The following is a 22819-nucleotide window of genomic DNA, read 5'->3' on the forward strand; positions in this document are numbered from 1 at the left end:
AACTTCCACCCTGCGGGCCAAGCGGCCTAGCGCGGAGTAGCACGCGGTGAGCGGTCCCGTCCGAGGGCAGGCCCGGGCCGCTTGCCAGTGCCCGGCGGCGGGAGGTGGCCGTCTGGATGACGAAGTCCTCGTCGTCAGGGCTGAGCTGGCGGGGACGGCCTCCCGCCCACTGAGGGTCCAGGCAGACCAGGCCGATCTCGTTGAAGCGGTGAATCACGTCCCGGACGGTGTCCTCGTCGGCCTGCACCAGCTGGGCGATCACGGGCACCCGGTTCCCGCCGACCGAGGCCAGCAGCATCATCGCGCGCCGGTAGCGCACCGAGTTGGTGCTGCCCCGGCGCACGATCTGCTGCAGTTTCTACCCTTCCTGGTCGGTCAGTCTGCGCACACGGACAGGCTCGGCCACCGCACCTCCAGCAGTCGGAACGGGCATCACCCCCATCCAACCGCCGCGATCACCAAACCGGCCAACCTATGCGGTCAGAGCACTAGCCGACCAGGCGGCAGGTCTGCCAGCTGCGTCCGTCGCGGGCCAGTGCCCCGCGCTCCTCCAGGTTGGTCAGGTGATGGGCCACCGATGCCGGGCTGCGCAGCCCGATCTCCTGCGCCAGCTCCCGCACGGACAGCGCCTCGCCGCGGTCCTGGATGGAGTGGCGGATCGCGCACAGGATCTCCTCCTCCCGCATTGTCAGATGCTGCGGCCGCCGGTTCACTGCTGCCGCTCCAGCACGCGGCCCTGGCGTCGCGGCTCTTCCCGGCCTGCCGGTCCCTGTGTTCAGTACGGGTGCCACCACAGGCGTACGGAGAGCCGGAGCAGATGGCGGCGCAGCGCCGTGACGTTGCGGGGGCGGGGCGTGGCGAGCGCGCGGTAGGGCGTGTTCCAGGCGTGTTGCGTGCGCAGCAGGTCGTCGGGGAGGTCGGTGCCGTCCATACCGGTATGAGATCGCTTGTTTGATTTCCTTGCCAAGCGACACATCCGGCGCCGCCCGCCACAACTTGGCCGGGACCGACGCTCTTTCAGGGCTCAACCAGCGGCTGCCTCGCGTCGTCCGGCCGCGCCGCCTCCCTCATGGCGAGTGCGAGCCCCAGCTCGCCTTTGTACAGACCGTTCGCCAGGCCGCGGTCGTGGAGCGCGGGCAGTTGGGCGGCGGCACGGCCGAGGCATCGATCGGCCCTGGCCAGCCACACGGCGTCGCCCGAATGTCGGTGCATGGCGAGAAGTGCGAAGACCCTGCCAGCCTCGCCGCAGCAGAGGCTGACGCCGCCACCGTCGTGCTCGTATGCGCTCCAGGCTGCACGAGAGGCCAGGTCAAAGTAGTACGGGTCGCCGAGAAGGCGGTGGGCGGCGGTCCAGAGGTGCACGTGGCCCGGTGCCCCATGGCACCAGCCGCGCATGACCTCGTCGTTGATCCCGTCGAGGTGGGTCGGCCAGATAACGCCACGACCGTCCGAGGCGGCCAGTGCTGCCAACTCTCCCAACCGTTGTTCAACGCCGGCCGGCACCGGAATGCCAGCGGCCTCGGACCAGATGAGGGAGGCGTGGAGCACCCCGGCCCAACCGTGGGCCGCACCCGTGTACGCGAGACCGGCCAGCAGCCCGCGGCGCGTTTCGGGTGCCAGGGCGGCCGCCGAGTGTAGGTCGTGCCAGACGGACTCAAGGATCGCCTGCCCGAAGGCCAGCAGCGCCTGCAGCGGTTCGACGGCTGTGGTAGACCAGCCGACGACGTTGCGCAGCGCGCCTACGAGCAGGGCCGCGGGCACGATCACGCTGGTCCGCCCGAGCGTGGGGTCGAGGCTAGCGCACGGCTGGCCGGCGAGCTGGATGAACCTGCGTACGGCCGTGACGAGGCCGCTGACATCACCACGTGCCTCCGCGACCAGGGCGCGCACGACCTCGATGCCTGATCCAGTGTGGTACGGAGAAACCGCACCCACCAGCTCCGGCGTCATGCCGCGGGCCTCGTCGAAGATGCCGCGCGGTTCGTCCGCCCAATGCCCGGCCTGTTCCACCCACTGGTCAGCGGCTTCCAGCAACGTCGCCCTTCCGTCGGCGATCGAGGCGCGCAGCAGGTAGTACGCGATTCCGGCCGCTCCGGTCATCACCGTGGCCCGTGGGCCGGACACCGCTCCGGTCGCGAAGAGTTCACCGTCCGGTTGGAGGCGGGCGTCGACGCGGGTGACCAACGATGAAGCGAGCTGGCGATGGCCGGGCACCGTGCCGGGCCAAGCCGACGGCTCCGCTTCAGCTCCGGCGGCCAGTTCCTCCGCCATGTCCGCGACGGACCGAAAGCGTGACGCCGGGTCCTTCGACAGCGCTCTGGTGATCACGCGCTCGACATCGGGCCAGTCCGGGACGCCACGCTCGCGGAAGGACACCGGCTCTTGCTCGACAACCGCCCGCAGGAACTCGTGGCGCTCGGCAGGAAAGTCGACGTAGGGGTGGCCCGTCGCCAACCGGTAGCACAGTGCCGCGAGCGCATACTGCTCGGATTCCGGGGTGACCGGCACCGGACGTGTCCCGTCGCGCAGTGCGCTCGCCAGCTCCGGGTCCATGTACTCGGGCACGCCCCCGCGGGCACGGGCGGCATGGGTGAACGCCGATCCGCCGACGACGCGGGCGAGACCGAAGTCGACCAACCGGATCGTGATATCGCCGTCAACGATGACGTTGTGGGGATGGATGTCGCCGTGCAGGACGCCACGCCCGTGCAGCGACGCATACGTGCTGAGGAGTGAAATGAGCAGCGCACGCAGCTTTGGACGCCCGGAGCGCCGATTCCGCTGTTCCTCGGCCGTCTGGGTGATCGGCACGCCCGGGCACCATTCCATGACGAGCGTGGTGCGGGTGCCTTCGGCGGCCAACCTTACGAGGGCCGGAGCGGATACGCCGTCGAGCCGGGCCAGCGCATCCGCCTCCGCGGCCAGTCCGCGGCCGGCGCCCGGCACAACTGATTCATCCACGAGCTTTATGGCGAGGTCGGTGCCACTGCTGGTGCGGGCCTGATAGACCTGTGTGTCCGGCAGGACGCTCAGGCAGCGCACGATTATCAGCCCTGACGTGAGAGAGCCTGGTGCATGCCAAGGCTCCGGTCGCGTGCTTTTCGGTGAGCCCTCAAGGACCAGCCATTCGGCGTCGATGAGGCGACTCAACGCCGGCCACACCTCGTCGAGCAACCGCTGAGGATCCTGGGATGTGCCGCGCGCGAGGCCGATGATCACGTCGACGATCCGTGCCCCGCCGCGGAACTGCCGCAGGACCAGTGCGAGATCGTTGGCGACCACGGATGACCTCGTCCGTGACATCGGTCGGGTCAGGATCCAATCGGTCGCCTCGTGCGGGATTCCGGCCAGCTGGTCGGCGTCAATCTGAGTCACCGGGGTCAGCTCAACGTCGTCGGGCAGGATCAACGTGCCAGTGATCGCCGTCATGTCAACCCTCGATCTCGCTCGGGCCGAATAGGTCGCTGGCGGGCGTCCACGTACGTGCGTCGACACCGACGGCGTCGAGTCGGCGCAATGCCACATCGATCACGTCGGGTACGCCGCGCCGCGCCGCCTCCCACAGCGTCGCCGCGAGCCGGTGCGTCAACCACGTCCGCCAGCTGTCCGACAGGAACGCGCCCGATCCCTTCGAGAACCGGGGCGGGTCGACACCCCACGACAGGAGTCCGTCGCCGCCGAGGTCGGCAGTGAACGGCACGCCGTGAACAGACATCCCGGCCAGCGCCCGGCGCAGGTCGTCGGCGAGGGAGAACACCGCGTCCATCGAGTCGAGGTAGACGATCAGCTTGTCCGGGCGCAGGACGCCGTAGCAGTCGTTGCCGGCCTTCCAACCGGCGGCATCGTCCCGGACCGCAGCGAGGCCGACGGTGATGGCGACGGCATCTAGGAACTGTTCCGGCATCGGGCTCACGTACAGCTTGTACAGGCGGGAGTCGGCTGCGCTGGTCGCGGCAGGGTGCGGGCGGGAGTAGCTGGACCAGGTACGGCTGTCGCCGACCTGCCGCCACGGACCGCCACCGGACCGAGATGTCGCCGTGAGCGTCGCCGCGACCGTGTCCCTGGCCCAGTGTCGGCGCGCCGCCGGGCCGACCGGAATACGGTGATAGGCGTAGAGGCAGTCAGCTATCGCGGCCGGATTGGTCAACCTGAGGCTGTCGGCATGCCGGACCGCGTCAAGCGAAATGCGCATCAGCCCGCCCGTCGACTGCGCATCCACAGGTAGCTCCGCTGCGGGCGGAAGGGCGCCGAGCCCGGTCCGGAAGACGCCGCAGTCCTCCACCTCGAGAATCTCGGCCGCGACCATATCTCTGAGTTGGAGCGTGAGCGCCCCCGAGTCCCGGTCGCCGGGCACCCGCCCGCCGGGGACGAGCCTGCGGAACAGGTCCGCAGTGTCGCGGTTCACCAGCTTGATCGTCAGGCCGGTGTGCTCTCGGGGGACGAGTACTCCATAGATCTCGGGATCGTCGGCGACACGGGCCAATACGTTCCGCTCCGCCGAGGCGAGGTCGGCCAAGCTACGCAGCCGGTAGCCGGGGTTCGACCGGTAGACGCGCCCGCGCCCGGCCATTACCGACGACGTCATGCGGGCGGAAGGGTCGCCTTCAGGCGGCGAACCTCATCAAGGGCTTCAGTGAGCTGCTGCTCCACGAACTCCGTCTCGGCCACCGTCTTCGGCTGCGACTGTGCGCGGGCTGTGGCCTCGGCCGACTCCACCTGCGCCAGCGCGTTCTGCAACTCGCGCTTCAGCATGGGCAGGCTGGGGATATCGGTTTGCCTATGGATGACCGAGGTCAGCGGACACGTCAGCGAGCCACAGTGGACGGTCGGCAGGGCGCAGCAGACGACCGAGCGGCGGCGCTGCGTCTCACCGACCTCGTCGTTGAGAACGGTGACCATTAGGTCTCTGAACATGAAAGACATGCCAACCTCCACGGTGGACGGCTTGTCGGGACCTGATGGATAAGAACGTCGAAACACCCGAGCCATGGCCTGACGCACGGCACCGCCGGTGAGATTGGTGACGCAGGGTGGTAGGCAGGCGTCGTCTGCCGCCTCGCCCGATCCCCTGTGGAATCTGCATCATCAGCGATAGCCCAACAGGGTATTCCTTTAATTCAGCATGCAGAGGCTCCTCCCGTTTGTCATCTCGTGGGGTGGGCTGAGCTTGCGGTGCACGTTGACGGCCCGACGCACCGTACCGTCCTCAGTTGTCCGCGTGGATCACGCTGATCTCCTCGGTGAGTTTCTGGTCGCGGATGCTGCGGGCGGATGGCAGTCGGGATGCGGCGGCGTAGTAGGTGCTCTGTGTCATCTCGGCGTCGGTGACTTCACTGCCGCGCAGATCGGCTGGATGCCGAACGCGTCATTGCGCGCCGCAGGGACCTTGCGGGCCTCGGCGGCCATCGGTGTCGCACGCTCACTCAGCTCGTCAGAGCACTTCCGGGGTGCATCCGTGATCAGAATCCTTCCGGGTCTTCGATGTCTCCATCAGACTCGGGGCGGTTCAACCCAGCCCTGCGCGGCCGGACCCTGCTCCAGATACAAGGCAGCCACCACCAGAGGTGGTGGACGCGGCCGGGCGGCTCGGGTAGCCGGCCCCCGTCGCCTCGGCGGCAGGCCGGGCCGCGATCCGGGTCCCTCAGGCGCGGGCGGCCTGGATCTCCCCGGCGTCGATCAGCGCCCGGCGCAGCCACTCCGCGTGGTTCGAGCCCTGGGCCGCGCGCCGCGTCCGCCGGCTGAGGGCTACGGGCCGTCAGAAGCCGTGCCCCATCGGCCAGACAGGGTCGAGGCGCTCTTGCGGACCGGTCCTACGCTGGAGGCATGGCCACCGATCCCTTGCTGAGACAAGGCCCCGACTCGACGGATCTGGTCCTGCGCGCCGGCCCGGCCGGGCCGGCGTGGAACGCGCTGACCTCGGCGGGGCCGGCGCTGTTCACTCCGCTCGCCCTGGGCGTGCCGACCCTGCTCGTCGCCTTCTGGATGGCGCTGGCCGGGGCACGGGCGTCGACCGTGTTCGTGGTGGTGGGGGNATCCTGCGGGTGGAGTTCGCGCCGGCCGGGGTGCCCGCGTCCCTGCGGTTGGTCCGGGCCGCCGGGCCGGACGACTGGCTGCCCGTCAAGACCCTGCGGGAGATCCGGCTGACGCACAAGGTGGTGGAGCCGTACGAGGGGGACTACAAGCCGGCCGTCTCCACGCTCACGCTGGAACTCGTCCTGCGGGACGTCCAGGAGCGGCTCACGCTCCCGTCCGGCGGCGACCCACAGCGGCTCGCCGACACGCTCAAGGCCCTGCTCGGCCCGGCTGAGGTCACGGTGCAGCTGCGCACCGAGCGCAGCACGCGCGATCGCCCGCAGCCCAACTCTGGCTGGACCTCCGGCGGTTCGGCCTCAGCCGGCTCGGGTGGCGGCTGACCCCGGGCTGCCCGTGGCACTCCCGGCCGGGAAGCGCCCGGCGATGCAGCCGGCGGCAGACGATGCGGGGCAGCCTGCCGCTACTTGGGCGCGTTGAGCCGCCCGGTCCGGCCCGGCCGCAGCCGGGTCCTCCGGCCACGGGTGGCGGGGGTAGCGGCCGCGGAGCTCGGCCAGCACAGCGCGGTTCCCTCGCGCCAGAACGACGCGAACGTGAAGCGGCGCGCGACCGCACCACCGCGTCGCGCGCCGCCACCGTGTCACGCCGGAGCGATCCCCACATCGCTCACCGGCTCAAGGGGCTTAGGTCAGCGACGGAAGTCGCCGTGACGGTGGTGACCCCGGGACTCGCACCCGCCGGGTGACGCGGCCCTCCCCGCTTTGGCTGCTCCTGGGGCCGGTCGGCATCGAAGCCTGTTCCAGATCTTCGGCGTAGGTGTCGAGCAATCGCTTGAACTGCCGGTAGTAGAGCAGTCGGGGTGCCCTGAGCCACTCGACACCGGCTCGCCCCGGCTAGGTTGGCGGCGCAGATCCCCGCTGATCAGACTTGGAGCAGTACATGTCCTCGTTGGATGAGTTGAAGGCCCTGCTGGGCCGGCCCGCCCACCGGCAGCCGAACCCAGAAGACTGGGACGAGGTCGAGCACCACATAGGTTCCGCTCTGCCCAGCGACTTCAAGACGTTCCTCAATGCCTACGGTAGCGGGGTCATCTCCGGCGAGCTCGCTGTCTTCCACCCGCATGGATCGAGCCCGTTGCTGGAGCGCATGCACAAGACGCACCAGATGTTCACGGAGCGTCGAGACAGGGCCCTGAGCCGCGGCGACGCCGAGCATGTCCCGTACCCTTTCCACCCCGAACCCGGTGGGCTGATCTCCTGGGGATACAACTACAGCGGCGACGAGCACTTCTTCCTGCCCTGCGACCCAGACCCGGAGCATTGGAAGATCGTCACGATGCTCCATGAAGAGGGCTGCGAAACCTTCGATGGTCCGTTCTCGAGTTTCGCCCTCGCGTTCGTGCGGCGGCTGCTCGACGTGGACCGATACCACGGCATCGAACCCGAAGCTCTGGAGTTCCTGGAACTGGAGGACCTGGAGGAACTGGTCGTCGCCGGAGAGATCGGCCCCGTTCAACCAAGCTTTGAGCCGTTCTGAACGAAGCGACCCTGGACGGCTTCCTGAACAGCGCTGAGCGCTTCGAGCGGCGAACCTCGCCAATTGAAACGCTCAGCCGCATTTAGTAGGAGCAATGCTCATGACTTGCGGATCGGCCTCGGAGTGGACGCGAAGGGCGTACCTTCCCGAGTGATCGACTTCTCGTCATCGAGTAGGCCGACGTTGCACCGTCGGTCGGGAAGGCACGCCCGTGCTGAGCGTAGTGAATACCGATGGAACGACCGAGACCGGCTCACTGATCGACGACATCGTTCGCCAGGGCGCGAGGCGAATGCTGGCAGCCGCTCTGGAAGCTGAAGTCAACGCCTATATAGCCGAGTTGACCGATCAGCGGGATGCGCGCGGGCACCGTCTGGTTCTCCGCAACGGCTATCACCAGGCGAGAAAGGTCACGACCGCGGCCGGGGCGGTCGAGGTGAAGGCCCCGCGGGTCAACGACAAGCGCGTCGACGAGGCCACCGGCGAGCGCAACCGCTTCTCCTCGGCGATTCTGCCGCCGTGGTGCCGCAAGTCCCCGAAGGTCAGCGAGGTGCTGCCCCTGCTCTATCTGCACGGCCTGTCCTCTGGCGACTTCGTGCCCGCCCTGGAGCAGTTCCTCGGCTCGACGGCCGGTCTCTCACCGGCGACGGTCACCCGCCTCACCCAGCAATGGCAGGCCGACCACGCCGCGTTCGGCGAGCGCGATCTGTCCACCAGCGACTACGTCTACGTATGGGCCGACGGCATCCACCTGCGTATACGCCTGCGCGAGGCGAAATCGTGCGTGCTCGTACTGATGGGCGTGCGCGCGGACGGCACCAAAGAGCTGATCGCCATGAGCGACGGCTACCGCGAATCCGCCGACTCCTGGGCCGACCTGCTGCGGGACTGTGCACGCCGGGGCATGCGCGCCCCCGTCCTCGCCATCGGCGACGGCGCACTCGGGTTCTGGGAAGCCCTGGCCGAGGTGTTCCCCGAGGCCCGGCATCAGAGGCGCTGGGTTCACAAGATCGCCAACTTCGCCAACGCCCTGCCGAAGTCCGCCCAGCCCGGCGCGAAGAAGGCTCTGCAGGAGATTTACAACGCCGAGGACCGCGACCACGCGCTCAAGGCCGTCGCCGGGTTCGCCAAAACCTACGGCGTGAAGCTCCCCAAGGCCGTCAAAAAGATCACCGACGACGTCGACGAACTGCCGGCGTTCTACGACTTCCCCGCCGAGCACTGGATCCACCTGCGGACAACCAATCCGATCGAGTCGACCTTCGCCACGGTCCGCCTGCGGACCAAGGCCACCCGGGGCGCCGGCAGTCCGGCCGCCGCCTTGGCCATGGTCTTCAAGCTCGTCGAGTCCGCACAGCAGCGGTGGCGGGCCGTGAACGCACCCCACCTCGTCGCCCTCGTCCGCGCCGGAGCCCGCTTCGAACGCGGCCTCATGGTCGAGCGGCCGAAGGCGGCGGCATGATGCACGATAGACGCCGAACGGGGCGGTCGTGCTCGCGGAACAACCGCGGCTACGTTCTCCTCAAGGTGGACACCGTCAAGGACGACGCCTGGATGTCCCAGCCAGAAGCAGCCCGCCACCTGGGCGTCACACTCATCCGGGTCGGAATGCTCATCGCCAACCGCCGTCTGACACCGGCGGAGAACCCGGCCGGCCAGGCGGGAGTCACAACCGCCAGCGTTCAAGCCGAGAAAACCTGGCGAGCGAACGCAACACAGCGGGCGAAGCTCACCCGGCTCCTGAAGGACACGATCAACTGGTTCTGATCGCTGATCCACAAGCCTTGACGACAGCTCGGGACCCGGTTTATCCAGTACGACCGGGCCAAAGCGTCACGCAGGCATCCACGCCGCGGGGTCCTCGCCCTCGCAGCCATCCGAGAACTACGCCATACCCTCCTCAGAACAGCCGTCTGCAGCGCGAGGGAGTCCGCCGACGGTAACGTCTTTACTTCCTCTTGAGCTTTCACGGGAACCGGGTGAGCCCGAAAGGCGTCACGCGCGTATCTGTCTTCGTCCGCTCCGGCTGGGCCATGAGTGACCCGATAGATTCCCTGACCGCGCAGGAGGAACAGTGCAGTTTTCGCGCAACATGCTGGGCACTCTCGTAGTGGGCGGCGCGTTGACCCTGACGGTCAGTGCCCTCGTCTACCCCTCGCTGCTCGGCCTGGACACCGTGTCGACCTCCGGCGACCGCCTCATCGCCACCACCCAGTGGGGGACCGTTCACCGAAAGCGACCGGGCCTTCGTCGTCGCGGTGCGCGCGGCCGGACTGTGGGAACACCCGGTCGGGCAGATCGGGCTGCAAAAAGGCCAGAGCAAAGGGGTCCTGACCGCCAGCCAGCACCTGATCGACGGGCACGCCGCGCTGGACGATACCTGCCGCAAGATCGCACCGATGCTGAACGTCGTCCTGCCCAACATAGCCAGCCCGCAACAGCAGGGGTTCGTCGCCACTCTTCAGGCGGCCCAGGGCAAGCAGTTCGACATCGACTTCGCCAACATCCTGCGCATGACCCACGGATCGATCTTCAACACCGTGGCGAAGGTCCGCTCGACGACGAAGAACACCCTGGTACGCGCCCTGGCCGACCAGGCCAACGACACCGTCCTGGACCACATCACGGTCATGGAGAAGACCGGCCTGGTCGACTTCGACACCACCCTGTTCACCCAGACCACCCCGCCCAAGCTCCCCAAGTCGGACATGACCCCACCGGTCCCACCCGCCGGCCAGCCCTTGGTCGTCCTGCCCCCGCCGCCGAACGCCACCTCCACCCCTGCCGACCTCGGCCCCGCCATGAACGGCCCCGCCCTGAACGGCGGATAGACCCTCAGTGCCTGTGTCTGAACCAGTCATGCCAAGACGGGCGATCCCGATCCCGGCTACCCCTCGCACCTGCTTCAGGAGGTGCCTCGTATGGTCGACGCCATGCGCGACGCGGACGACCTGTTCTTCGACACGGCCGGTCAGATCCGCATGCCCCACTGGTCCAGCGGCCGCGTTGCTCTCGTCGGCGACGCCGCGTACGCACCCTCGTTCCTCACCGGGCAAGGATCGAGCCTCGCACTGGTCGGCGCCTACATACTCGCCGACGCCCTGGCCACGAACCGGGATGGCTCTTGTGCTGCCCAAGTTCGCCCCGATGCCGTGACCTGATACGGCAACGGATACGCGAGATCGACGAGGAACTCGTGGATCTCGGTCCGGGGCTGCCGCCGTAATGTGACTCAGCACGGACAGCCAGCGGCCGTTCCGGTTCACGAACACATCGGTCGTCCACTCGTCGGCGTCGAAGCGTTGGCCCTTGTGGTGGGCCGTGTTCGTCACCCGCCCCGTCAAAACCGCGGTATCGCCGTACACCCGGATCCTGGGCTGGCTGACGCTGTTCATTGCCGAGTGGGTCAACTCCCCGGACTCGACGAGCGAGAGGAACTGCTCCTTGGCGGAGACGCCAGCCGCGGAGACGATGACCCCCTCATCGGCCATGAAGCCACCGATGCGGGTGGCGTCGTTGGAGACGATGGCTTCCGCCCAGTCCTTCGCGAGGGTGATGAGCCGGGTGTGGACAGGGTCGCCCTCGGGACCCTTGCAGGGAGTGCCAGCGATGTCGCCCATCGTTGGATCTAGTGCGGAATGCCGGCTGCCGCTGTCTGTCACGCCGACGACCGGCCTCTGCGGAGTGTGCGGAAGCTCGGTACAAGGCGCAGGTCGCATGCCCCGCTCGTGCACCCTCAATAGCGCCTCCGCCGTGGGCTTCGCTACGGCAGGCGGTCGGTGCCGCCGTCGGGGGCGGCGTGGGCCAGGCCCGTCCGGTAGGCGATGACGACGAGTTGGGCCCGGTCGCGGGCCTCCAGCTTCGTCATGGCGCGCTGCACGTGGGCGCGGACGGTGAAGGGGCTGAGGAACATCCGCTCGGCGATCTCCTGGTTGGACAGGCCGGTCGAGACCAGAGCCACCATCTCGCGTTCGCGCGGGGTGAGCAGGGCGAGTTGTTCGGCGTGCTGCGGCGAGGGGGTGTCCGGTGTGGCCAGGAAACGGGCGACCAGGGAGCGGGTCGCGGCCGGAGACAGAAGAGTGTCGCCGTCGGCGATCGTACGGACGGCGTCCGCCAGGTCCTCGGCCCCGATGCCCTTGCCGATGAAGCCGCTGGCCCCCGCGCGCAGCGCCTGGGCGACGTATTCTTCGGTCTCGTACGTGGTGAGGATCAGGACGCGACTGGCACGCAGTTCCGGATCCGCGCAGATCTCCGACGTGGCGGTGAGACCGTCCGTCCCAGGCATACGGATGTCCATGATCACCACGTCCGGGCGCAGCTCCCGGGTGAGTCGCACCGCCTCTCTGCCGTCACCGGCCTCGCCCACCACGGTGATGTCGTCGGCGGTGTCGAGAAGCATGCGGAAGGCACCGCGCAGCAGAGCCTGATCGTCCGCGAGCAGAACCCTGAGCGTCACGACGCGTCCCCGGCCTCTGCGTCGCCGGTCCGTCCGTGGCCTGTCGTTCCGTCAGTCATTGGCCCCTCGATGGTTGTTGCTTCGTCAGTGTTCCCTGTCGTATCGCCCTGTGTGGTGTCCTTGGCGGGCGGCAGGGGCAGCTGAGTGGAGACGAGGAAGCCGCCCTCCGGGCGCCTGCCCGCGGAGAGTTGTCCCCCGACCGCGGTGGCTCGTTCCCGCATCCCGATCAGGCCGTAACCGGGCGGACGGTCCACTACGGCGGACGCCCTCGGCCTCGTGGGCGCGGTCGGCGCCGTACGCGCGCCCCCTCCGTCGTCGGCGACGGTGATGGTCACGCGATCGCGGCCGAAGGCGAGGCGCACCCGGGCGCTGCCGGTACTGGCGTGCTTGGTCACGTTGGTCAGGGCCTCCTGGACGATGCGGTAGGCGGTGAGGTCCACTCCCGGCGGCAGCGGCCTGGCCGTGCCCTCCTGGTGCACCGTCACCTCCAGACCCGCGCGGCGGAAGGACTCCAGGAGCGTGGGAAGCCGGGACAGGCCGGGCGCCGGTTCGGCGGGCGTGGCCGCGTCCCCGGACTGACGCAACAGACCTACCGTGGCCCGCAGTTCGTCGAGCGCGTGGCCGGTGGTCTCGACGAGTTCCCTGAGGCTCGTGCGGGTCTGTTCCGGGCGGGTGTCGAAGAGGTGGGCGGCGACCGTGGCCTGCGCGTTGGCCAGGGTGATCTGATGCGCTACGAGGTCGTGCAACTCCCGGGCGATGCGCACCCGTTCCTCGGCCACTCTCTGGCGCGCCTCGCTGTCCCGGCTCTCCTCGGCCCGCCGGGCCCGCTCCTCCACGGCCGCCAGGTAGGCCCGTCGGTTCCGTACCGAGTGACCGAGTACGCCGGCCACCAGCGGGAACGCCGCCACCGCTCCCACCCTGCTCGCATCTTTCCACGAGAGGGCCCCGAACAAGGGGGTGGAGGCGACCAGCAGTGCCGCGGAGATGAGCAGCACCGCGCTCGCCGCGCGCCGTTCGGTGCGCGCGGTGAGCGCGTACGAGTAGGCGGTGATCACGGCGGGGGCCACGATGAGCGGGCTCAGCAGGAGGCCGAGTACGGGCCCCAGCACCCCGCAAGCGGTCGTGACCACCAAGACGGCCAGGGGCGTCCGGTGCCGCACCGGCAGCGCGGCACAGGACACCACGGCGATGAGGTAGGCGGCGGCGGACGGCGGTGACAGCGTGCTGCCGTCGTCCTGCACCACGCCGCCGAACAGGCAGAGCGCGAACGCCGCCGCCGTGACCGCTGCCTCCCGCCACCACGGGACGCGTGATCGCGGGCCACCGCCCCCCGTGTGCGTCATGGTCGGCTCAGTGCTGCTGCCGGCCGACGGGGAGCCGCCGCACCGCCGCGTCCGGGTTGGTGGCGGGGGCCGGGACATGCCGGCTCAGTTTCTCGCCCTCGATATCCACATTCGGCAGCACACGGTTCAGGATACGAGGCAGCCACCAGGCCCGGTGGCCGAGCAGTGCCAGGACCGCGGGCACGATCGCCATCCGGACCACGAAGGCGTCGAAGGCGACGGCGGCGGCCAGCCCGACGCCCATCGTCTGGATGGTCGGGCTGCTCATCCCTACGAATCCGGCGAAGACGCTGATCATGATGATCGCCGCCGCGGCCACCACCCGTCCGCTGTGCCGGAACCCGCTGACGACCGCCTCGCCGGGGGACGCGCCATGGACGTAGGCCTCCCGCATCCGGGCGAGGAGGAAGACCTCGTAGTCCATGGCGAGGCCGAAGACTATGCCGATGATGAGGATCGGCATCAGCGACATGACCGGTCCGGTCTGCTCGATGCCGAGCAGACCTGCCACCCAGCCCCACTGGAAGACCGCGACGAGAACGCCGAAGGCGGCACCCACCGACAGCAGGAAGCCGAGCGCGGCCTTGACCGGGACCAGCACCGAGCGGAAGACCACCGTCAGCAGGAGCACCGCCAGTCCGATGACCACGGCCAGATAAGGGATGAGGGCGTCGGACATGGCTTCGGAGATGTCGATGTTCATCGCGGTGGTGCCGGTCACCAGGACGGCGGCGCCGGTGTCGGCGTCGACGTCGGAGACCGCGCCCCGGATCGCGTGCACCAGGTCCTTGGTCTCGCCACTGTTCGGCGCGGTCCGCGGTACGGCGGTGAGGACGGCCGTGTCCTTGGTCCGGTTGAGAACGGGCTCACCGACCGACGCGACCCCGTCCACTCCCCGTACGGTCTCGACGACCCGGTCCGTGGTGGCCCGGGCGTCGGCGGATTCCGGCATGTCCACGACGACGGTCAACGGGCCGTTGAAGCCGGGGCCGAAGCCCTCCGACAGCAGGTCGTAGGCGCGGCGCTGGGTGGTCTCCACTGACTTGGACTCGTCTCCGGGCAGCCCGAGTTCGAGGCTCAGCGTCGGCAGGGCGACGGTCCCAAGACCGAGTACCGAGGTCACCAGCACGGCCGCCGGCCGGCGCAGCACGAACCGTGCCCAGCGGGTGCCGAGCCCGGGCAGGCCGGCCGCGGTGGGCACCCGGTGCGGGTGCTCGTTCTCCGGCCGGCCAGCCTTGCGGACGGCTCGGGACAGGACCCGCCGGCCGAAGAAGCCGAACAGCGCGGGGACCAGGGTCAGCGCGACGAGTACGGCAAGGGCCACGGCGCCCGCACCGCCCATGCCCATCTTGGTGAGTTCGGGGATGCCGACGACCCTCAGCCCGGCCAGGGCGATGAAGACGGTCGCGCCGGCGAAGACGACGGCGGATCCGGCCGTGCCCACCGCCCGGCCCGCGGCCTCCTCCGGCTCGCCGCCCTGGGCGCGCTCGTCGCGGAAGCGGGAGGTGATGAAGAGGGCGTAGTCGATACCGACCGCCAGCCCCAGCATCAGCGCCAGGATGGCGACGGTGGACGTCAGGCCCAGCGGAACCGCCAGCGCGGAAACCAGGCCGAAGGCTATGGCCACGCCCACGAAGGCGGTCAGCAGCGACAGTCCGGCCGCGACCAGCGACCCGAGGGCGAGGACAAGGACCACCGCCGCTACCGCCACACCGATGAGCTCGGTCGTACCGCCCAGTTCCTCTTCCGCGTCCAGGGCCGACCCACCGATCTCCACGGTCAGCCCCGCGTCCCGCGCCTGGCTCGCGGCGTTCTCCAAGGCGCTCTTCGTCGCCCCGGTCAGGTCGACGGCCTCGGCGGTGTAGGTGACCGTGGAGTAGGCGATGGTGCCGTCCTCGCTGACAGCGCCGGTCTCGTACGGGTCGGTCGTCGACGCGACCTGATCGCCCCGGACCAGGGAGCCGAGCGTGTCCTCGACGGCCGCCCTGTGCTCTCTGGCCGTCACCCGCTGCCCGTCCGGGGCCTGGAACACCAAACGGGCCTCGGCACCCTGGGAGTTGCTCTGCGGGAAGCGCTCGTCCAACAGGTCGAACGCCTTCTGCGACTCGGTGCCGGGCATGGAGAGGTCCTCTTCGTCCCCGGCCGGCGCCACGGCGGCGCCGACCACGGCCAGCACCAGGACACCCAGCCACAGACCGCCCACGAGCCGGCGCCGCCGGAAGGCCCACCGTCCGATCCGGCAAAGAAACGTTGCCACCTTTGATCACTCCAGACGCCGTAGGGCAAGGGGGAACGCGTGAGATTCACGCGCCACCCACACTTCCCTCCGGCGCCCTGCCGGGCATCGTCCTCCGCCGCCGTCCTCCCCTGGTGCATCCGGACCAGGCACTCACGTGTCCTGGTGCGTACGCACTACGAGCCGGTCCGGGGCCGGGCATGGCTTGATTCTGGAATTCGATGTCAGGTCTGATCCGCGGCGCGCAGGGCCCGCGCCAGCCATTCCAGCTCCTCGGTCGCGTCGGGCGACGAATCCTGCCCGCACACCCGGGCGACGAGCCTGCGGTAGTGCTCCGCTCCTGCCTCGATCCCGGACTCCAGACTGCGCGGTACGGCGGCCCGATCGGTGTCACCGAACAGTTCGGACAGCACTTCGGCCGCGGCCGGCCCCTCGGGAGGGATACGCCTTTTCTGACCACCGCGACGGTCTGCACGACCGTCGGCGTCGGTGTCGACGCCGGCCAAGCGCAACTGCCCGCCGGAGTAAGGGCGTTCGCTCCTTGCGCGCACGATCAGCGGCCGGCCAGGTGACGAAGTCATGGGTGCCGCCGCCGGAGTCGGTAGGGATCGGTGTCCGTAGGCCGCGCTGCGGCCGACTTCCTCGATGCGCCCCCGCGAAGAGGACCGGTACACCGCTTCGCCTGGAACGCGCTTTTAGCGGTGGCGGGAACAGAGATCTCAGCGATCCTCGTTCTCACCGGCCTGAGGCACTTCCGTCGGCCGATCGCCCGTCGGGCAGCCTGCTTCGGGAGAGGGCGGGTCTAGCTGAGCGGTACGTCCGCGACACCCTTGAGGTGGCTGAACGTCTCGAGGGAATACCGGCCGTGGTACCGGCCCATGCCGCTTTCGCCGACGCCACCGAAGGGCAGGCCGGTCATGAGCAGTTGCATCACCGGCTGGCCCCAGGCGACGCCGCCGGAGGACGTCTCGTTCAGGAGGCGTGACTTGGTGGCTTCGGACTCGGTGAAGGCGTAGAGGGCGAGGGGCTTGTCGCGTTCGTTGATGAAGGCGATGGCGGCATCGAGGTCTTCGACTTCGACGACGGCGAGGATCGGACCGAAGATCTCCTCCTGCATGACCGGCGATGCGGGGTCGACATCGGTGAGCACGGTCGGTGCGATGAACAGGTCGTCACGGTCGTGCCGCCCTCCCACCGCCGCACGGCCGGAGTCCAGCAGAGCGGTGAGCCGGTCGAAGTGCCGCTCGTTGATGATCCTGCCGAAGCCGGCCGATGTCTGCGGGCTGGTGCCGAACTGGGCGTCGACTGCCGCACGCAGGGCGGGGACCAGTGCGGCGGCGGTGGCAGGATCGGCCAGAACGTAGTCGGGGGCTATGCACTGCTGACCGGCGTTGCCGAACTTGGCGCCCACCAGCCGCTTGGCGGTCTCGTCCACGTCGGCGTCGGGCGCGACGAAGACCGGTGACTTGCCTCCGAGTTCGAGCGTGACGGGGGTGAGGTTCTTGGCGGCTGCGGCCATGACGATCCGGCCGACGGTGCCGTTGCCGGTGTAGAAGATGTGGTCGAAGCGCTGTGCCAGGAGGGCCGTGGTCTCCTCGGCGCCCCCTTCGACGACGGTGAGCACGTCGGCGTCGAAGTACTCTCGCAGCAGGCGTGAAGCGACTGCCGATGTGTGCACCGAGATCTCGCTCGGCTTGGCCACCACGGTGTTTCCGGCGGCCAGTGCGCCGATGATGGGGTCGATGAGAAGGTGCAGCGGGAAATTCCACGGAGCGATCACCAGGACGACCCCGAGCGGGTCGTACGTGGTGTAGGCGGTTGTCGTGGGACCGAAGTGGGCGGGAACCTCCACCGGGCGGGGCTGAAGCCAGCTCTCGAGATTCGCCAGCGTCTCGTCGATGTCGGCGACGGTGAAGTCGATCTCCTGCGTCTTCGCCTCGGCGGGGTTCTTCCGCAGGTCCGCCCAGAGCGCTTCGATCAGTTCCTGCTCGTTTTCGACCAGCAGTGCCCGCAGCCGCTGCAGCTGGTTGACGCGCCAGTCCAGTCCGCGGGTGACGCCGGTGTTGAAGGTCGCACGAAGGCGGCCGACCGCTTCCGCGGCCGTTTCCGTCTGGTGCGTCCTCGACTCGGTCCCCTGTGTTGCGGTCATGGGGTGTGCTCCGTTCTTGATGCAAGCCACGCCTCGGCTGCCTTCCAGCCGGGCACGGTCTCGAGCGTGCTGGACGATCCGGTATTCACCCAGGTCACGGCTTTGCGTATGCCCGCGATGCCTACCACTGGTTGGGTCACGCTGGTGTGCGTCCGGCCGTGGATACTCGAGGCATGGACGAATACCTCGAACCGGTGCACGAGCCCGCCGCCGGCGCGCTGGACCCGCGTGCCGAGCTCAGCGAGTTCCTGCGCACCCGGCGGGCCCGGCTGAAGCCGGAGGACGTGGGGCTGCGGAGCTTCGGACGGTACCGGCGGGTGCCGGGGCTGCGCCGCGAGGAGCTGGCGCAGCTGGCCGGAGTGTCCGTGGCGTACTACACGCGGCTGGAGCAGGGCAACGGGCGGCACGTGTCGGCGGAGGTCCTCGACGCCATCGCCCGCGCGCTGCGGCTGAGCGACGCCGAGCACGCCCACCTCACGCACCTGGCGAAGCCGAAACAGAAGAGGAAGCCGGCCGGCCGCGCCCAGCAGGTGCGGGGCCCCCTGCGGACGCTGCTGGACACCATGGACGGCGTCCCGGCGATCCTCGTGGGGCGGCGCTCGGACATCCTCGCCTGGAACCGGATGGCCGCGGCGGTCTTCGGCGACTGGGCCGAGCTGCCGGCGCACGAGCGGAACTGGGCGCGGCTGGTGTTCATGAGGCCCGAGTACCGCGACCTGTTCGTGGACTGGGAGCACAAAGCGAACGACGTCGTCTCTCAGCTGCGCATGGACGCCGGCTCCCATCCGGACGACCCCCGGCTGTCCGCTCTGGTGGGCGAACTCTCCGTGAAGAGCCAGGAGTTCAGGCGGCTGTGGGCCACCCACGATGTCAAGGAGAAGTGCCACGGCATCCAGCGCCTGCACCACCCGCTCGTCGGTGAACTCGACCTCCGCCTCGAGTCGTTCCACCAGGCCGACGCCCACGAACGGATGCTGGTGACGTACCACGCCGAACCCGGTTTCCCGTCGGCGGAGGCACTACGACTGCTGGCCAGCTGGGGCACCGACGCGACGAGGGCGGGAGCCGGGATGCCGCCGGCACGCACAGCTTGATGAACAGTTGATCATCGGTAGTTGGCTGCGCGCCACGCCCAGCGTCCCTTCGCACGCCAGACGCCTCCGCGGCCGGTGTCGGATTCAGGACGGCGCGGGCGTGCTGCGGTAGGCAGGGGAGAAACGGTGCCGCCGCTGCGCAGGGCGTCGTTTTCGAGGGTCAGCTGGCGGATGGCCTCCTCGTACAGGTTCCGGCGGGCTGACTTCTCCCCGCACGTCTGCCGCGTCGACATCAGGTACCGCTCCAGGTGACGCACCCGCGGCTCCTCCACCCGTCGCGGCGGTTCCCTGAGCCCGCTGACCGTGGACATCTCCCGGTCCCCGCTCGTGTCTTACAGACATGGGGAGGGGCCATGCGGGGCGGTCCACCGGAACTCGGCATCGCTGTGCGGTCAAGGTCGCCGGCCTCCCTCGTGTCGCCGAGCAGGACAACGTCGAGGGCGCCGTGTTTGACCGGGCGGCAAGGGCCACTGCTTCCCACCGCTCAGCGCGGATGCGGCTACGCCAACCGCGGGCCTTACCTGGGCCCATGACAGGCCGGTAGCCTCACGCAGCGAGCACCCGCCCATCCGATGCCCTTCGCGCGGTCTGCCCAACGGCCTCCTCGCAGGCATCCGTTCGGTCCGGTAGCCCTTGTCCCGCAAGCACGCCCGCGCCGACGTCGCCGCGAAGGGCCGCCAAGGGCTGGCAGGCGGGGGCGGGAAGCCCGTGAACTCACTGCCGACAAGCTCCAGCAACTCGACACTCTCGGCTCGAATGGGCAGCCGGACCGAGTGGAGAAGGCCGGGCACCGCGTCGAATGAAGCGCGTGACGGCCAGCCTTCCTCCGCGCTGTGGCGCTGCGTCCAGGACGACGATGTCCCCAGCTCCTTCACGCTCATCGTCGAACGAGCGTCACGGCCGACAGTCCATTTCCTCCTATCTCGGTGCCGAGGCCCACACGTCCGGTGCCGCTGTCGTAATGACGGATTCGATGCTGCGGTGCCGGGCGGCGCCGTGTGCGAAATCGGGTACGCCTGATGTGCCTTCGCGCAGGTCGTCCAGGAACTGCTGGTAGGCGTGAGCAACCGCGTAGGCCGGCGCGTCGGCTCGGGGGTCCAGTTGCGGAACACGAACGTACGAGTGCGGCACCGTCATGGGCGCGAGTGCGGTGGACGTTCCGCGGCCGCCTTCGAGGGTGAGCGGGCTGAGCTGGGGATGGCCGATCGGGGCGGTGAGAACGAGGTCGCCCTCGGTGCCGTTGATCTCCCAGCGGAAATTGGTTCCCCTGGCCATGCCTCCGCGGTAGTGGAAGGTGGCCACCGCGCCGCTCGGCAGCCGCCCCGAGGCCACCACCTGGTCCGCAGCGGTCATGGGCACGACCTCTCCGCTCTCTGTGTCGACGGCCGACGTACGCCGCGACGCCAATTGGATCCGCAGTTCCTCGGGCTCTCCCAGGACGGACGCGAGTGCGTCGAGGGTGTGGCTGAAGGGAATGGTCAGCAGTGTCGCGCCGTTGGCGGCGTCGAGCACGTAGTGATCGCCGGGGCCGACCGTGGCGCCCCAGGCGCCGCCGCAGCCGACGACCGTCGTGGACAGCACCTCCCCCACGTAGCCGTCGGCCACGAGATCCCGCGCGTAGGCGAGGGCTGGGTGCGACCGCGCCTGGAGTCCGACGACGGTCGGCACAGCGCGGCTGCGCGCCCGCTGCGCCATGTCCTCGGCCTCCGCGAGCCCGTTGCCCAGCGGCCACTCGCACAACACGCTCTTGCCGGCGCTCAGCGCCGTCTGCACCAGTTCCCGGTGGTGCGGCACCTTCACCGCCACGACCACGAGGTCGACCTCGTCGCAGGCAGCCAGTTCGGCCGCCGTCCCGAAGGTGCTGGATACACCGTGCTTCTGTCCGGAGCGCTCCGCCGACTGTTTCGAACTCGAGCTCAATGCCCTCAGCTCGTAACCCGGGACAGCGCGCAGGGCGGGCAGGTGAGAGCGCTCGGCCCAGCTGCCGTGCGCCCCGAGTCCGATGATCCCTACTCCGATCGGTTTCTCGGACCGGGCCAGTTCGGCAAGCAGTGACTCAGATGTGTTCATGACTCGTCACCTGTTCCTTTGGGTAGGTGGCACCGATGTCACTCGCTGTGGCCATGAACCACATATGGAGTGCCCGTCACCGCGCCCCGTCACGAGAGGCGGGGCCGCGTGTCGAGCAGGCGCCTGCGTGGGAGATTTACGCGGTGGGTGCGAAGCCAGCGGTGGATGCCGCGGACGGGCGTACGGGACACGGTGCTGCTGTAGGTGCCGCGGAACGTCTGGCGCGGTTCACCGAGCATGCTGACGAAAGTCCGTGTCGGGCGGAAAGCGCGAAGTCTGCTGGCCGTCGACGGTCAACTTCACGCGCCGGCACACGGCTTCGGGCCGTGCTCGCTGTCCAGCAAAGCCATAAGAGGTGCGGCGTACCGGGTTCCGGCCACCGCGTCGGCCGGGATGGCCTCACCGATCGCGCCAAGGTCCGCGTCGGTCAGGGTGACGTCGGCCGCGGCCAGGGCCTCCTCTACGCGTTGCGGTCGGCGGGCGCCCAGGATGGCCACGATGGTGCCGCGCTCGCGGTTCTGGGCAATGACCCAGGCGGTGGCGAGTTGCGCGACGCTGATGCCGTGTGCGTCGGCGAGCGGCCGCAGCCGGTCGACCAGGGTGAGGTTCGCGGCGAGGTTGTCGGGGTGAAAGCGGGGCAGCCAGTGGGCGCGTGGGTCACCTCCGGCGGGCTGTCGGTAGGTGCCGGTGAGCAGGCCGTGTGCGAGGACCCCGTAAGCGGTGACGCCGATCCCCAGCTCGCGGCAGGTGTCCAGGATGTCGTCGATCTCGGGACCCCGGCTTAACAGGGAGTATTCGATCTGTACGTCGCAGATCGGGTGCACGGCGTGGGCGCGGCGGATGGTCTCCGGCCCTACCTCGGACAGCCCGATGTGGCGCACATATCCGGCCTGGACCAGTTCGGAGACGGCGCCGATCGTGTCCTCGATCGGGGTGTCAGGGGCGAGGCGGGAGGGGCGGTAGATGTCGACCTGGTCGGTGCCGAGACGACGCAGCGAGTAGGCGAGAGCGCTTTTCACATGGGCGGGACGGCCCTCGATGCCGATGAAAGATCCGTCGGGGCCGCGCAGGGCGCCGAACTTGACGCTCAAGAGCACCTTTTCGCGATCGCCGTCCCGCAGTGCACGGCGGATGAGGTCCTCGTTGTGGCCCATGCCGTAGAAGTCGGCGGTGTCGAGGAGGGTGATGCCGACAGCGAGGGCCGCGTGGATCGTGGCGATGGCGTCAGCCTCGTCAGCGGGGGCGGTCTGATCGGACATACCGGCGCAGCCCAGCGCGAGAGGAGCGACCTGCGGGCCACCGGTTCCAAGGGTTCGGGTTTGCATGGATCCTTCTGCGGGGTGAAAGACGGGCGCGGCCGGCGGGGCTGGCGAAGCGGCAGCCACCCGCTACTGTTGACATCTCAACACTAAGAACGGGTGCGTTGATATGTCAACACTGGATCGCGGGAGTCATGAGCCGGACGAGCCCATGGGCGAGGCTGCACCGGATCCCGTCGACCTCTGGTCCGCCTTCAAGCGCGCCCACGAGGTCGTCCGAGCCCGCGTGATCGCGGACGCCGCCGAGGCGGCGGGCCTGTCCGAGCCGGACCTGACGATCCTCGTCAACCTGAGCAAGGCGGGAGGTTCCCTGCGCCAGAGCGAGCTCGCCGCGTCGCTCGGCTGGGACCGCACCCGCATCTCCCACCAGCTCACCCGCATGGCCAAGCGCCAGCTCGTCACCCGCGAACGCGCCGATGGTGTCACCGTCACCCTCACCGGCACCGGACGCCAGGCCATCACCACCGTGCACCCCGGCCTGGACGCCGCGGTACGCCGCCACTTCACCGACAAGCTCTCCGCACAGGAGATCGCAACACTGAGTTCCGTCCTGCGCCGGCTGTAGCCGCCGGAACACGTCGCCGAC

The 22819-nt window shown here is 69.2% G+C and carries 18 protein-coding genes and 4 pseudogenes; 7 read left to right on the forward strand and 15 right to left on the reverse strand.

What is annotated here, in order from left to right; translation table 11 throughout:
- Positions 1-97: 97 nt before the first annotated feature.
- The 7 genes and pseudogenes from ASD48_RS23485 to ASD48_RS43530 form a co-directional block, all read right to left on the reverse strand.
- Positions 98-355, reverse strand: a pseudogene (locus ASD48_RS23485) (helix-turn-helix domain-containing protein); the annotation flags it as partial.
- A 133-nt stretch (positions 356-488) separates the two neighbouring features.
- Entirely contained in the window at positions 489-686 is a 198-nt protein-coding gene (locus ASD48_RS23490; RefSeq protein WP_057603666.1) for a helix-turn-helix domain-containing protein, read from the reverse strand.
- Positions 687-775: 89 nt separating this feature from the next.
- The gene (locus ASD48_RS23495; RefSeq protein WP_242432702.1) at positions 776-931 is read right to left on the reverse strand and encodes a hypothetical protein; all 156 of its coding nucleotides are present in this window, start codon (positions 929-931) and stop codon (positions 776-778) included.
- 86 nt (positions 932-1017) lie between these two features.
- Positions 1018-3429 carry a lanthionine synthetase LanC family protein gene (locus ASD48_RS23500; protein ID WP_057603667.1) on the reverse strand — a complete coding sequence of 804 codons (2412 nt, stop codon included), beginning with the start codon at positions 3427-3429 and terminating at the stop codon, positions 1018-1020.
- Position 3430: 1 nt separating this feature from the next.
- Positions 3431-4585 carry a hypothetical protein gene (locus ASD48_RS23505; protein WP_057603668.1) on the reverse strand — a complete coding sequence of 385 codons (1155 nt, stop codon included), beginning with the start codon at positions 4583-4585 and terminating at the stop codon, positions 3431-3433.
- Positions 4582-4923, reverse strand: coding sequence for a hypothetical protein (locus ASD48_RS23510; RefSeq protein ID WP_057603669.1), 342 nt, complete (start codon positions 4921-4923; stop codon positions 4582-4584). Before ASD48_RS23510 ends, ASD48_RS23505 begins: the two co-directional genes overlap by 4 nt.
- Before the next feature lie 1466 nt (positions 4924-6389).
- Positions 6390-6674: an ATP-dependent helicase C-terminal domain-containing protein gene (locus tag ASD48_RS43530; RefSeq protein WP_348983224.1), complete on the reverse strand. Its 285-nt coding sequence runs from the start codon at positions 6672-6674 to the stop codon at positions 6390-6392.
- A 295-nt stretch (positions 6675-6969) separates the two neighbouring features.
- Here ASD48_RS43530 and ASD48_RS23520 point away from each other — a divergent pair, with 295 nt between their 5' ends.
- The 5 genes and pseudogenes from ASD48_RS23520 to ASD48_RS23540 all read left to right on the forward strand — a co-directional run.
- Positions 6970-7566 carry an SMI1/KNR4 family protein gene (locus tag ASD48_RS23520; protein ID WP_057603726.1) on the forward strand — a complete coding sequence of 199 codons (597 nt, stop codon included), beginning with the start codon at positions 6970-6972 and terminating at the stop codon, positions 7564-7566.
- 211 nt (positions 7567-7777) lie between these two features.
- Positions 7778-9028 (forward strand): IS256 family transposase, encoded by a 1251-nt coding sequence (locus ASD48_RS23525; RefSeq protein ID WP_107104383.1) that lies wholly within the window; start codon positions 7778-7780, stop codon positions 9026-9028.
- Between the two features lie 65 nt (positions 9029-9093).
- A complete protein-coding gene (locus tag ASD48_RS23530) occupies positions 9094-9333 on the forward strand; it encodes a DNA-binding protein (protein ID WP_242432704.1) in 240 nt (79 codons plus the stop codon).
- Between the two features lie 325 nt (positions 9334-9658).
- A pseudogene (locus ASD48_RS23535) lies at positions 9659-10397 on the forward strand (DUF4142 domain-containing protein).
- 78 nt (positions 10398-10475) lie between these two features.
- Positions 10476-10685: pseudogene (locus tag ASD48_RS23540) on the forward strand (FAD-dependent monooxygenase); the annotation flags it as partial.
- Between the two features lie 138 nt (positions 10686-10823).
- Here the strand turns inward: ASD48_RS23540 and ASD48_RS42280 are convergent.
- From ASD48_RS42280 to ASD48_RS23565, 6 genes and pseudogenes are all read right to left on the reverse strand, one after another.
- A pseudogene (locus tag ASD48_RS42280) lies at positions 10824-11285 on the reverse strand (nuclear transport factor 2 family protein); the annotation flags it as partial.
- A gap of 44 nt (positions 11286-11329) precedes the next feature.
- Complete coding sequence (locus ASD48_RS23545; RefSeq protein WP_057603672.1) at positions 11330-12022, reverse strand: response regulator transcription factor; 693 nt, start codon at positions 12020-12022, stop codon at positions 11330-11332.
- Complete coding sequence (locus tag ASD48_RS23550) at positions 12019-13365, reverse strand: sensor histidine kinase (RefSeq protein ID WP_057603673.1); 1347 nt, start codon at positions 13363-13365, stop codon at positions 12019-12021. The genes ASD48_RS23545 and ASD48_RS23550 overlap by 4 nt, the downstream gene beginning before the upstream one ends.
- Before the next feature lie 7 nt (positions 13366-13372).
- A complete protein-coding gene (locus ASD48_RS23555) occupies positions 13373-15622 on the reverse strand; it encodes an MMPL family transporter (RefSeq protein ID WP_057603674.1) in 2250 nt (749 codons plus the stop codon).
- Positions 15623-15825: 203 nt separating this feature from the next.
- Entirely contained in the window at positions 15826-16107 is a 282-nt protein-coding gene (locus ASD48_RS23560) for a hypothetical protein (protein ID WP_057603675.1), read from the reverse strand.
- A gap of 296 nt (positions 16108-16403) precedes the next feature.
- Positions 16404-17750: an aldehyde dehydrogenase family protein gene (locus ASD48_RS23565; protein WP_057603676.1), complete on the reverse strand. Its 1347-nt coding sequence runs from the start codon at positions 17748-17750 to the stop codon at positions 16404-16406.
- Between the two features lie 173 nt (positions 17751-17923).
- On the opposite strand from ASD48_RS23565, the gene ASD48_RS23570 reads away from it, so the two are divergent.
- Positions 17924-18844 carry a helix-turn-helix transcriptional regulator gene (locus ASD48_RS23570; protein ID WP_057603677.1) on the forward strand — a complete coding sequence of 307 codons (921 nt, stop codon included), beginning with the start codon at positions 17924-17926 and terminating at the stop codon, positions 18842-18844.
- Positions 18845-19762: 918 nt separating this feature from the next.
- On the opposite strand, the gene ASD48_RS23575 is transcribed toward ASD48_RS23570, so the two are convergent.
- Together ASD48_RS23575 and ASD48_RS23580 are read right to left on the reverse strand one after the other, a co-directional pair.
- Positions 19763-20914: a Gfo/Idh/MocA family oxidoreductase gene (locus ASD48_RS23575; RefSeq protein WP_057603678.1), complete on the reverse strand. Its 1152-nt coding sequence runs from the start codon at positions 20912-20914 to the stop codon at positions 19763-19765.
- A 299-nt stretch (positions 20915-21213) separates the two neighbouring features.
- On the reverse strand, positions 21214-22239 hold the full coding sequence (locus tag ASD48_RS23580) for an aldo/keto reductase (protein WP_057603679.1): 1026 nt from the start codon (positions 22237-22239) through the stop codon (positions 21214-21216).
- 145 nt (positions 22240-22384) lie between these two features.
- Between ASD48_RS23580 and ASD48_RS23585 the strand changes: the two genes are divergently transcribed.
- Entirely contained in the window at positions 22385-22798 is a 414-nt protein-coding gene (locus ASD48_RS23585) for a MarR family winged helix-turn-helix transcriptional regulator (RefSeq protein ID WP_079073939.1), read from the forward strand.
- Positions 22799-22819 lie beyond the last annotated feature (21 nt).

Origin of the sequence: Streptomyces sp. Root1310, from assembly GCF_001426425.1 — a bacterium.
GTDB lineage: Bacteria > Actinomycetota > Actinomycetes > Streptomycetales > Streptomycetaceae > Streptomyces.